Source organism: Sphingobacterium sp. 2149, from assembly GCF_031455655.1.
Classification (GTDB): Bacteria; Bacteroidota; Bacteroidia; order Sphingobacteriales; family Sphingobacteriaceae; genus Sphingobacterium.
Window position 1 is genome coordinate 83,447 of sequence record NZ_JAVDTD010000014.1, and the last position, 13,125, is coordinate 96,571.

At 39.1% G+C, this 13,125-nt stretch carries 9 protein-coding genes; 7 read left to right on the forward strand and 2 right to left on the reverse strand.

Annotation, left to right across the window (positions count from 1 at the left end; genetic code table 11):
* The first annotated feature begins 127 nt into the window (after positions 1-127).
* Positions 128-1,615, forward strand: a complete 1,488-nt coding sequence (locus J2X77_RS19590; protein WP_209580489.1) for an MAC/perforin domain-containing protein — start codon at positions 128-130, stop codon at positions 1,613-1,615.
* Between the two features lie 316 nt (positions 1,616-1,931).
* Here the strand turns inward: J2X77_RS19590 and J2X77_RS19595 are convergent, their stop codons facing one another.
* Positions 1,932-2,429 carry a peptidylprolyl isomerase gene (locus J2X77_RS19595; RefSeq protein ID WP_209580491.1) on the reverse strand — a complete coding sequence of 166 codons (498 nt, stop codon included), beginning with the start codon at positions 2,427-2,429 and terminating at the stop codon, positions 1,932-1,934.
* Positions 2,430-2,465: 36 nt separating this feature from the next.
* Entirely contained in the window at positions 2,466-4,466 is a 2,001-nt protein-coding gene (locus tag J2X77_RS19600; protein WP_209580493.1) for a thioredoxin domain-containing protein, read from the reverse strand.
* Positions 4,467-4,666: 200 nt separating this feature from the next.
* Between J2X77_RS19600 and J2X77_RS19605 the strand changes: the two genes are divergently transcribed.
* The 6 genes from J2X77_RS19605 (at position 4,667) to J2X77_RS19630 (ending at position 13,069) form a co-directional block, all read left to right on the forward strand.
* A complete protein-coding gene (locus tag J2X77_RS19605; RefSeq protein ID WP_209580495.1) occupies positions 4,667-5,281 on the forward strand; it encodes an RNA polymerase sigma factor in 615 nt (204 codons plus the stop codon).
* Positions 5,282-5,283: 2 nt separating this feature from the next.
* Positions 5,284-6,294 (forward strand): FecR domain-containing protein, encoded by a 1,011-nt coding sequence (locus J2X77_RS19610; RefSeq protein ID WP_209580497.1) that lies wholly within the window; start codon positions 5,284-5,286, stop codon positions 6,292-6,294.
* A gap of 87 nt (positions 6,295-6,381) precedes the next feature.
* Complete coding sequence (locus tag J2X77_RS19615) at positions 6,382-8,883, forward strand: carboxypeptidase-like regulatory domain-containing protein (protein ID WP_209580499.1); 2,502 nt, start codon at positions 6,382-6,384, stop codon at positions 8,881-8,883.
* A 1-nt stretch (position 8,884) separates the two neighbouring features.
* Complete coding sequence (locus J2X77_RS19620; protein ID WP_310082118.1) at positions 8,885-9,703, forward strand: DUF4249 family protein; 819 nt, start codon at positions 8,885-8,887, stop codon at positions 9,701-9,703.
* 96 nt (positions 9,704-9,799) lie between these two features.
* The gene (locus J2X77_RS19625) at positions 9,800-10,498 is read left to right on the forward strand and encodes an AcvB/VirJ family lysyl-phosphatidylglycerol hydrolase (protein ID WP_310082119.1); all 699 of its coding nucleotides are present in this window, start codon (positions 9,800-9,802) and stop codon (positions 10,496-10,498) included.
* 51 nt (positions 10,499-10,549) lie between these two features.
* Positions 10,550-13,069 (forward strand): DUF5686 family protein, encoded by a 2,520-nt coding sequence (locus tag J2X77_RS19630; RefSeq protein ID WP_310082121.1) that lies wholly within the window; start codon positions 10,550-10,552, stop codon positions 13,067-13,069.
* The last annotated feature ends 56 nt before the right edge of the window (positions 13,070-13,125 follow it).

Here is a 13,125-nt window from a genome sequence, read left to right on the forward strand (position 1 = left end):
TTCTTTGATTTTTTTTTAATTAAAACGTTGTTTGTTAGTGTTTTATTGTTTTTATGTTTATTTTTTTTATAGAAATTCTTATTATAGTTTTTTAAGATTTATATTTGCTTAAATATTATATAAAATTATGAATAAAGTATTTTTTTTAGGATCATTGATAATTTCAAGTGTTCTATTTTCTTGTTCGAAGAAAGAAGAACTGGAGCTTAATACTGGTAAAGTGGATAGCAAAGCTTTTAATGTTGGCCTGGATAATGTTTCTATTGCTTCGCTTGTTGGAGATGCGAAACATCGTATGCTGGGATTCAGCTACGATGTTACCAAAGAATATTTGGATAGGAATTCCTATAGAAGAGTGGTTCTTGATGTGGAAAAATTGGCTGCAGAGAACACTAATTCTGTTATAATTAACCCAGAAACTGGGGGGCAGAATTATTATTATTACGGTTTTAGTTCAAGCGATTATGTAAAAGATGTTACTAAGAAAACGAAGGTTGGTCTTAATCTATTGCCTGGCTTTGACAAAGGGGATAAAAATGTCTTTACTGGCAATATTTCCAATAACAGAGAACTTGAAACTAGATATTCGTATTCAACAAAATATGCATTTGCTTCATTAGATATTTCAAAGTATGTGAGTTCCCTAAGAATTGAAGAAACTCCACAGTTTATGTCTAGATATGTTACAGCCAAATTCATTACTGATTTGGAAACCTTAAATGCTGATGCATTTGTAGAGGCTTACGGTACACACGTTTTAACAGATATAACTTTGGGCGGTGTTTTGAGAGTTTTATACAAAAGTACTTCTACTGATCAAACTGATGCGACAAAACGAACAAACGTAGTAAAAGCGGGGTTTAAAGCTGTTTTAGGCCCAATTGGTTTAGGAGCTAATGTAGATAATACAGTTGTCACGAATGAAACTTTAGCTTCCCAAAATATTAATAAAGAATTGTTTGTTAGTTATAAGGCTGGGGAAGGTGTTGATGTTTCTTTTAATGAAAATAAAGATGCAGTCTATCCTCAGATAAATACAGCTACTTGGGAAAGATCTGTAAATTCAGGAAATGCAGGATTAGTTGATGTGAACTGGAAAGTGACTTATCCCATTTATGATTTTATTCCGGTATCTCATGCATATAAAAAACAACAGATTATTGATGCAGTATATCGTTATATCGATAAGAATAAATTAGAGCCCTTGGAGCTAGTACCGGTTTACCAATGGTATAATAGCAATAAGTATATGTATGCTTACGGAATGAACTCTACCCAAGGTCATGGTTCAGAATATGCTAATCAAGGAGTTGCTTTTTGGGTTCCAAAAGACTCAAATGCCAACACAGTGCCAATATACCAATGGTATAACCCTGGAAATTATATCTATGGCTATAGTATGAGTACGACACCAGTTCATGGAAATAAGTTTGTTAATCAGGGGCGTGCTTTTTTTGCATTTAACCATAATTATTCAGGAGAGGGCGTAGTTCCTATCTATCAATGGTACGATCCGAAAACTTACAGATATGCGTATGGGGAAAATGTAACACAAGTTCATGGTACCAGGTATACTAATCAGGGCCCCGCATTTAGAGCTTATAGCGCTCATTAATGAGAGAGAATTAAAAAGTAAGAAAAGAGACTGCCGCCCGAAATAGATATGGCAGTCTCTTTTTGTTTGGGCAGATACGATGCTAGAGTCTATATTTAAATAAAGGTCATATTTTATAAAGAGTTTTATAGAATCTGTTAATAAGTATCGAGACGCCAGGGTGGAAAGAAAGGTAGTGAATAGGATTTTAACGAACCTTTTGTAACTTTAGGGAATTTTTTGAGATTCCTTCTATAGAAAATAAAAATGATCAGAATACACACAGGAAAGGGGCGTCAATTGACGCCCCTTTCCTGTGTGTATTCTGATTCCAGAATTAGTGACCTTGTGTACCGTCTACACCATGTGAGTGTCCATGAGACAATTCTTCTTCAGTTGCAGGACGTACAGTTAAGATTTCGATATCGAAATTTAATGTTTTACCAGCCATTGGGTGGTTTAAGTCAGCAACAACAATTTCTGGAGTAACTTCAGCTACCACAGCGCGGAATTGGTTTCCTTGGTTGTCTTGCAAAGGTAATACTTCTCCCACTGGAGGTAATCCTGTTTCTTTGAACATATCTACTGGCAACTGTGCGAATGCTCTTTCGTCTTTTTGACCGTAAGCATCATCAGGTGCCAATTCAAATGAAATTTTATCACCAATGTTTAAATCTGCGATGTTTTCTTCAAATTTAGGCAACATCATACCTACACCATATAAGAAATCTAAAGGTTGTTCTGCAGTTGTTTCTTCAACGAAAACTTTTTCACCGTTTTCTACTGTGTGAAGTCTGTACGTCAATGCTACGACGTCGTTTGCTTTTATAGCCATCTGATTTTGATTTTTGGAAGCCGAGGCTACCGTTTATTAAATATAATTTATTAACGCTTTTATTGAATCCTGAGGCAGACTGCAGGTCCTATTTTTACAAAGATAAGCTTTTGTCTCCTTTCCAACCCTATTTTTTAGAAGTGGAAGATTTTCTTCTGTACCGCCAAGAACAATTTTGTTTGGAATATAATATTGATCGAGCTCATGTTTAAAAGCCATCGCTTTATTACCCGTCAATGCAATTTCATTGATTCCATACCTTTCTTCTAGCAATAATATTGCCCAATTTGAATAGGCTGAACCATAAGTCTTGATTTGAGGGAATACATTCGCCAACAATTGGTCTGATATGGCGATATAATTTTCATCATCAAAAAGCAGACCTAGACGTTTCAGTTGACGGGTCATGGTTGATAAAGAAGATGGGATTACATTATCCATGATTTCGCTTTTTCGCGCGATGAGTTGCTCCGCTTCCGACGATGTATAATAAAAAGTTTTTTGCGATCCATCGTAAAATAAGGCAATAGCTTTGTCAGCAAGCTGTCTTGCTTTGGTTAACCAATTGAAGTCAAATGTAGCCTCATACAATACTATGAACGCTTCAACCGTGAATGCATAATCATCGAGGAAGCCTGCAATCGTTCTATTTTTATCTTTTGGCTGATGCAATAATTGCCCATTGTTTTGGATAAGTTCATTACATATAAATTGTGCATTATTCAAAGCTAGTTCCAGAAAATGTATGTTGTCCAGACTGGTGTAGGCATCTACGAGTCCTTTTAAGAATAAGGCATTCCAAGAAGTCAATTGTTTATGGTCCAGTCCCGGGCGTACTCTTTTTTCGCGAAAGTCGTATAATTTTTTCTTTGAATCTTTTAGAAACTCTGCCCATTCGTCAGCTGACATATTGACCTTTGCAGCTAACTGATCTGCATTTATGGCGCAAATAGGAATATTCGTTTGCTCTTCCTCCCAGTTGCCCGATTCTGTAATATTAAAGTATTGACTAAATAAGCCAGCGTCTTTGCCCAGTACGCTATCAAATTCAGCTTTGGAGAATGCATAGTATTTTCCTTCAACACCATCACTGTCGGCATCAAGTGCGCTGTAGAAACCATGATTGGGGGCAAGCATCTCCCGTTCGGCCCAAGCAATCGTTTCTTCGATAATTCGTTTATAGAATGGATCGTGGTTTTGCTGATAAGCTTCCGCATATAAGGATAGCAATTGCCCGTTGTCATAGAGCATTTTTTCAAAATGGGGGATATGCCAGTAGTGATCGACTGAATACCTTGCAAAGCCACCGCCAATCTGGTCATATATACCGCCAGATCCGATTTTTTTCAATGTAAAATGCACGTGGTTCAAGATCTCTTTATCATCTGAGAGCACCCCATATTTTAGAAAAAACAGCCAATTGTTTGGTAGTGGAAATTTTGGGGCTCTTTGATAACCGCCTTCTTTTTTATCGAAAGTTTCGGTCCAAGGTGTTACAATTTCCAGTAAGTCTTCCCTACTATACTGATCTGGAATGGAGTGGATAGGTAGTTTTTCAGCCCGTTGAATACCGTTGTTTAACTTTTCGGCATACTCGAACGCGACTTCAGGTTTCTCTTCCCACATTTGAGCAATTTGTAACAGGATGTTCTGCCAGTCGTGCGGTTTAAAATAGGTGCCGCCATAAATCGGGCGACCATCTGGTAAACAGATACAGTTCAAAGGCCATCCGCCCGCATTCGTCATCAATTGGACAGCTAACATATAAACTTGGTCAATGTCGGGGCGTTCTTCACGATCGATTTTGATCGAGACAAAGAATTTATTCATGGTCTGGGCGATGGCAGAGTTTTCAAAACTTTCGCGCTCCATCACATGGCACCAATGGCAAGCGGAGTAGCCAATGCTTACGATAATCAGTTTATTTTCGTCTTTTGCTTTTTTTAAAGCTTCCGGCCCCCAGGGCATCCAATCTACCGGATTGTGTGCATGCTGCTTAAGGTACGGTGAATGTTCAAATTGCAATTGATTCGCCATAAGACGAAGATAGTGAAAAAGTAATAATTAGGGAGTCCGACTCAAAGGTAATCTACGGAGACTGCGGTGTAGCGTTTTTTTTTGTTTCCACGTCGTGTTTAAAGTAAGCTCATTGGCTTCAAAATTAATTAGATGTTATAAAATGTCAGATGAATTTGATTATTTTTACATACGTTTATTATTAGCTTTACCGAAGTCCTATGTCAAATGACGTTGACCTGCTTAAAAAGATAGTTCAGAAAGATAGAGATGCTTTTGAGGCTATCTATAAAGCCTATTTCCGTAAATTGTATATCTTATCTTTTCGGTATGTGCGAGATGAATCAATCGCCGAGGAACTAACAAATGATATATTTATGATGTTATGGGAAAATGCAGGAAAATTGACCATTAATCAGTCACTTGGAGCCTACCTATCCCGAAGTGTTATCAATCTCTCGCTTACCTACCTCAAAAAGAACCTACGTTTATTGGAGCGGAATAATGAGTATAGCAAGGAGCTGGACCTGACAGATGAGGAAGATCAGACCGATAGCGCAGCACTTTACGAATCCAAATTATTGATGATTGAAAGCTTATTGGAAGGATTGCCACCGCAGTGTCGGAAAATTGTTATCATGAGCAAGTATGATAAGATGAAACAGCAGGAAATTGCAGACCAGCTGGGAATTTCTATTAAAACCGTAAAAAATCATCTGACTATTGCTTACGATAAAATTCGGGTGGCTTTGGCAAAGCAGAAAAATTCTTTATTGCTGTTGATCGCTTTTTTATTTTTTTCATTGGGACTTTTTGTTCAGTTTATTATCTTATAAATATGGAAGAAAACAATACTTCAAGATTTATTCCTTATGACTTGATCCAGAAAAAGCTGGATGGGGCTATTTCCGAAAGGGAAGGGGTGTTGCTTGAACGTTGGGTTTCTGAAGATACGGAGAACCATCGATTATATGATGAAATCAGAACAATATCCGATGACCTTATTGCATTGGAACACTATAAAAATGTAGATACCAATAGTCAATGGGACAAATTTAAACTGCAGCTGGATAAAGAAGCTATTATTCAGGACCAAGAGATGGCGATACCAGTCAGAACGCTTTGGAGACCCCGGATGAAATTTGTGGCTGCAGCCATATTGTTAATGGTCGGTTTTGCCTGTTATCTGAACTTTGACCGTTGGATGGGCAATGAAATCCGATTATATGGATCAGTAGCTCAGCAGCCTACCCTACTTCCCGATGGTTCGATCATCACACTACAGGCCGGAGCTGAAGCGATGTTCAACAAAAGGACATTTCCACAGCAAAGAACTGTCGAGCTCAAAAAGGGAAAAGCGCTATTCGATGTCAAACATCAAACAGGGAGCTCTTTTGTCGTAGATCTTGAAAACAATTATGTACGCGATATCGGAACTACCTTTGAAGTGAATTTACTGGCAGAAGATGTTGAAGTACTCGTTAAGGAGGGTATAGTAGCTTTAAGCAGTGGAAAAGGAGATCATGCAGAAGAACTTATTCTGCAAAAAAATCAAAAAGGTTTGTATAAAAGGCAGACAACTTCGCTTTCCAAAATCGATCTGCCGGTAGACAATGATACTGATGTAGCACAAAAGCTAAGCTACTCGAATGTTCGATTGGACAGTATCTGCGCGGATCTGGAAAAGCATTTCCGGGCGAATATTACCGTTGTTGGGGACAGCTTAAAAGCACGGAAGCTGAGTATGTATTTTGATGGACAAACGCTCAATGAGATTGTTCAGATTCTCTCCAAGACCCTAAATGTGAAATGGAAATCGAGTAAAAAAGGATATAGTATCTACGAATAGACTCTTCGCGTTGCTGATATGAAAGATAGGATCCTGTATCGTCTGCTCTTTTTCTGCTGGTTGGTTATAGTCATGTGTTCGAAATCCATGGGACAGAATTCCCCCGCGGATTGGCGAATTTCAATTGACACACGTAACAAACAGATCATTCAGATACTTGCCGAAATTCATAAAACATACGATATATCCATGTCCTATGATGAGCAGATTTTTAACAAGGATATCATCTATAGTCGATCATTTAATAAATCGAGTTTAGAAGAGGTTCTTAACTATTTGTTGAAAGATTCTAATGTTGGATTTACGATTATAAATAGGGCTCTGATCTTCTACGAAGAGGATAAAACTTTTACTATTAAGGGACGCGTTGTAGATAGTCTAAGTGGTGAAAACCTGATCGGCGCTACTTTGTTGATTGTAGAGAAAAGTAAAAGTAGCTTAAGTAATAAATATGGGTTTTATTCACTCACATTGCCGCGGGGCGAATATAGTTGCTATGTCAGTTATCTCGGCTATAAGACAAGGGCAGTGACATTGAATCCGGGATTAGAAGACAATTATCTGGTCATAAAACTTGCGCCAATAGATTTTAACCTGAGTGAGGTGGTGGTGAATGTAGATTCTACCTTGACAGCGCAGCATATGGGAAGTTTCACGGACAAGATCAATTGGACTCAAACGCGAAGAAATGCTTTTTATAAAGGCGAGGCTGATATCATGAAGGTCTTACAGATGCAAAATGGGATTAACGGATTAACCGAAGGTGGGAGTAACCTTTTCGTACGGGGAAGCGGTAAGGACCAGAATCTTATTTTGCTTGATGAAGCTGTTGTCTATAATCCATCGCATCTATTCGGTTTGACTTCCGTATTTAATTCGGACATATTGAAGAATACGCAGCTTTATAAGGATGCTATTCCGGCAAATTTAGGCGGACGTCTTTCTTCCATTATGGATATGAGTACTAGAGACGGCGATGCCAATGCTTTTCACGTTTTTGGAGGATCTAGCCTATTAATTACTAGAGTGGGTGCAGAAGGCCCTTTTATTAAAAAGGGAGAAGGTGCTTTTATTGCCACCGCCCGGGGAAGCATATTAAATGCTTTTAATACAGATTATCGCCTGTTCAATGTCAAAGGCAAGTACAGCGACTATAATGTGAAGTTCAACTATACATTTGATGAAAAAAACCGGGTCTACCTTTCGGGATACTATGGGCAAGATAAAGTGATTTCACCAAATAAGAATACAAATCGCTGGGGTAACTGGACATCGACTTTGCGATGGAATCATGTGCATAGTGACCGGTTGTTTTTGAACCTTTCGGCTATATTCAGTGATTATCACAATAAATTGGATGTCAGTAAGCCTGAATCGAGCGATAATCAAACCTGGTTGACACGTATACGTGATTTTAGTTTGAAATCGGATTTTACGTATTTTATGGGACTGGACCGTACCTTGGATTTTGGTCTTCAGGGCACCCTGCATCGTTTTAATCCCGGCGAGATATCACCCGTAAATTCAAATACAGAGGATAATATTTTCAGGGCACAAGCTTATGATTATACAGGATATGTTTCTTTTAACTGTAAGATAGATTCTGCCTTCCGGATTGTTGTGGGAATACGCGCCAATGCCTTTTTTAACGCATCTTTTGGACGCTATTATTTACTGGATGGCAGCTCGTATAAGCCATTGTCTAACGATGCAGATAAGAAAAAGCCGTACTACGGTCTAGAGCCGCGGTTATCTTTGCAATATAAAATGGGCAATGATTATGCTTTCAGATTGGCTTATAATCGGAGCTATCAGTATTTGCAGTTATTACAGAACGATGAACTTGCTTTTTCCTCGTTGGAAGCATGGGTACCGGCGGGATTAAATATTAAACCACAATATGTTGATGCGATTTCTTTTCGTATCAACAGATTATTGTATCGTGGAAATATCGGAGTGGAAGGGTATTGGAAGAGAATGGGCAATCAGGTCGAATTGATCGATCATGCGCAGTTAATACTCAACCCATTTATCGAAACACAGCTGCGCCAAGGAAAGGGACGTGCCTATGGACTAGAATTGTCTGTCAATCAGCGTATCGGTGAGTTTTCGGGTAGTATTTTCTATAGCTGGTCTAGATCTTTTCGGAAGATCAATGGCATCAATAAGGGAAAAGAATATGTGGCCAATTTTGACATTCCGCATGTGCTCAAGAGTAGTTTGTCCTACGATCTAGGTAGGTCGATGCATCTGAGCGCTTTTTATACGATTCATACAGGAAGGCCTTTAACCTATCCGATGGGATTTATGGAATATGAAGGGATCCATGTTCCTGTATACTCCAGCCGTAATTCGCGTCGGATGCCTACATTTAGCCGTTTTGATCTGAATTGTTCAGTGGATATGGAAACGATAAAGCAGCGGGAACGCGGACGAAGACATACCTTGAGTTTCGGATTATATAATCTATTTGATCAACGTAATCCGCTTTACTATAGTTTCTCCGAAGATAGCAATGGGAACTTGGCTATTCAGAAAACATCATTTTCTGGGAGAGTACCGTCAATTAATTACACCATGAGGTTTTGATATGAGATTCTTGTTGATTTTAGTTACTTATCTTCTAGCGGTTTCTTGTCAAAAATCCGCTGTAGATGAAGGGCAGTCATACGATATGATTGTAGAAGGAGGCATTAATACGATGTACAAAGAGCAGTATATTCAATTAAAGAAATTAGACGGACTCAAGTCGAATACTGGAACTGTCGGGATCAGTGGAGCTACCGTACGCGTAACCAATGGTCCCAATAGTATTGAATTTAGCGATTTGGGTGAAGGGCTCTATTTGGGTGAGATGTTCAATCTGAAAGACACGGTCGGCAACCTATTTCAGCTGACCATTACATGGAATGGAAAATCGTATGAAGCTCAGGATAAATTGATACCTGTTGTTCCTGTTGAAAATGCATTTTTGCCTGTAGAGAAAAGTAATTTGAATAATCAGTGGGAGATAAAGGTCAGTAAACACCTGTTTGGCATGCGTACCTCCAATAAATGGCTTATTATGCCTCAAAAAGATTTTTCAGAGGATGATATCTCTTCTTTTCGATCTCCTTTTAGTTATAGTTACCGCTTGGGAGCTCCCAATGTACTGAATAATCTACTTGGCAAGACCTATAACTATGAAGTTTCGATGAAGGACAGTTTAATCGTTTCTAAATTTTCGGAATCGCCCCGTTACTCCCGTTTTCTTTATAATCTATTCCAAGAGACAGAGTGGAAAGGGTTATTGTCAGCGGTACCAGCCAATGTTGAGGGCAATATTTCCAATAACGCACTTGGTTTTTTTTATGTGATGGATGGTATTCGTAAATCAATACCGGTAAAGGCTATCAGAAACAGTAAATAAAATTATAAGAAAGCATCCTAAAGCGTATTTATGGATGAATGCCTCGGGGCTCATTATGATCATAAAAAGCAACTATTTATACTTTAATATATACATATGAAGACTGCACTATATAAAGCACATAAGCTATTCCTATTTCTTTTTTTCTGGCTATGTCTCGCCCTAAAACCAATACACGCAGAGATGTTGCCAAATTACGTTATTCCACTTAAAGATGCCAATAACAAACAAAAGACAATGCTTGTATTTATTACAGGCGATGGTGGATATAATGATTTTAGTAAAAGCCTGTTAGCTTACTTCTCACTCGATGGATATCCCCGTTTGGTCATCGATGCAAAAAAATATTTCTGGAAAAAGAAAACCCCGCAAGAGGCGGGAAGGGAATTCGAACGATATATTGACCATTTCAGAAAAGAGTGGGACTGCGACCAGATTTATTTGATAGGACATTCATTTTCTGCAGGAGTGTTGCCTTTTGTCCTGAATAATTTTTCGGATTCCTTGAAAAAGTCAATCCGACATGTTACTTATTTGTCGCCCGATCAGTATGCGAGTTTCGAGGTGACTGTATCGACTATGCTTAACTGGAAACAGAAGCCCAATGGCTACGAGGTACTTGCTGAAGTCCTGAAGCTGAAGCAATTCCCTTCAACTTATGTTTTTTGTAAAGAGGGCGAAGAAGATCTCGTGAAAATGTTTCGAAATGCTGGCCTAAAGGTCGATGTATTGGCTGGACCGCATAATTATAATCGTGATTTTAAGACGATTTATAATACTGTGCGATTAAGATAGCAATCGCACTAGGACTTTTTTATAAAAACCTTGTCATCCTACTGAATTTAGATGCAAGGTTTTTTTATGCAATATCGTTTCTTATTGGTTTTACTGTTCTTTACTTCTCGACTATTTGGACAAGGAGCTTCATTAACAGGAATTGTCCTCGATGCCTCATCAGCAAAACCCATTCAAGGTGTTACTGTAACGCTTTCCCACACGGCCAGATCTGTAGCAACAAATAAAGAGGGGCATTTTCAACTATCATCCGTGCCTGACAACTGGGAATTATTATTTAGTGCCGTTGGCTATAAAAAGCAGTTGTTCCCGATGAGTGTCGCACAGGGCAAGAAGGTTCTTATTATCCGTTTGGAAGATGAACAACAGAGCCTCGATGAAGTTGTCGTGAATGCGCCTAAAAAGAGGAAATACACGAATAAACATAATCCAACAGTCGATTTAATCCGTAAAGTAATTGAAAAAAGAGACGAAAATAATGCCCTAAATGGGGCAGCGGGTAGCTATCAGGAATATGAGAAGCTATCGATGTCCCTGTCTATCCAAAATCAAAAGGTGGATAAATCCCGCTTACTCAAACGTTTCGGATTCTTGAAAAAGGGGATGGATACGCTAAAGTATCCGGGGAGATCGCTGGTACCCATATTCATGGATGAAAAAATCGGTCAGCGAAAATTGGATGCCGCTAAAGGTAATAACTTTGTTTTATTGGGGGAGAATCAGTCGCGCGTAGATCAGTACCTGGATGAAGACGGTATTGATGAGTATCTGGATAAAATCTATGGCGAAACAAATATCTATGATACGGATGTCTCTATTGGGAATAGACGGTTTTTGAGCCCCATAGCGACGTTGGCACCTTCGTTTTATAAATATTACCTGGTTGACACTTTGAAGGATAGTAAACCTTGGCATGCCAAAATACGCGTAGAGCCACGCAATAAGGAGGATGCACTTTTTTCAGGCTTCATCTATATCCGCCTAGATGGGAGTTATGCCTTAGATCAAGCGGAGCTGACCATCAACGAAGCGACCAATATCAATTGGGTGAAGGGGTTAAATATTGTTTTGAATTATTCGGAAAATCAAGCACATCGTCTTTTTCTGAGTAGGGGAGTCCTGACGATAGACATGGGGATTTTTAAGGATGGTATGGGTTTGTTTGGGGAGAAAGTGACCAGCAGGTCACCTTCCAGTGAAACACAGCTTGCTGTTAATGGTAAAGCTTTGACACGAACAGGACCACAGAATCCGAATGGAATTGACTGGAATCTTGCGAGACCTAAGAAACTGAGTAAGCTGGAGGCGCAGGCCTTTACGAATATCGATAGTTTAAAACAATCAAAATCTTTCAAAAACCTGATGGCATTGGGCTCCTTTATCATGTCGGGGTATTATGGCCGCGGTGTTATCGAAATAGGGCCAGTACCTTCATTCTATAGTTTTAACCCTGTCGAAGGAAGCCGATTTAAATTTGGGGGCAACACGACGGATATTTTTAGCAAGACATTGGTCCTGGATGGTTATGGTGCCTATGGTACGAATGATAGGCAATGGAAATATAATATGGGGGCTACTTACTCCCTTAACGGTGCATCGGTATACAAATTTCCGGTAAAGTTAGTCTCCGCTAAGGTTAGTAAAGAGGTGCAGGTGCCGGGCCAGGATCTCAATTTTATTAACAATGACAATTTTTTGCTTTCATTCAGAAGAGGGGAAAATGACAAAATGTTTTATCTACAGCGGAGGCAGATCGAATATTGGCAGGAGTTTGAAAACCATTTATCCTTTAAAGTGGGGTTCTTCAATCAAATCCTTAGCCCGGGTGGTATCTTAACGTATGACCGTCGCGCTTTTAGAAGAAGTAACGGCAATGAGCTGTGGACTTCTGCTTTCACTGGAGAGATTCGCTGGGCTCCGCATGAGAAATTATACCAGGGAAAACGTTATCGACGTATCATCAATACGGGCCAACCAATTTTTACCTTAGCCGCACAGGTTGGTGTGAAAGGTTTATTGGGTGGAGATTATAACTACCAACGTTTCATATTAAATGCCAATAAGCGATTTTTTGCGTCTCAATTTGGTTTTGCCGATATCGTATTTGAATCGGGTATCCAATTTGGAAAGGTTCCTTATCCGCTGATGATTATTCATCGGGCAAATCAAACGTATTCGTACCAGCTCAACTCCTACAATTTGATGAATTCGATGGAATTTATGAGCGATAAATATACATCACTATTGCTTCAACATTCATTTAATGGTTTTTTTCTGAATAAAGTTCCGCTTTTAAAAAAACTGGATCTCCGGGAGATTGCCTCTGTAAAGATGTTGTATGGCGCTGTTGATGCCTCCAACAGATACACAAAAAATTTTGATGAATTGCCCAAGGATCCGCGCGAACCGCAGCTGTTCTCGCTTAATAATGGGGCCTATATAGAAGGTAGTGTTGGGCTGAGTAATATCTTTAAAATTTTACGGGTCGATCTGGTTCGCCGTTTTACGTACCTGGATAATCCGGGGGTATCTCCATGGGGTGTGCGGGCAAAGATCGGTATTGATTTTTGATGCTTGAAAAAAAGACAAATTGGATTGGGACTATTTTGAGGAAATGATGTCATTAG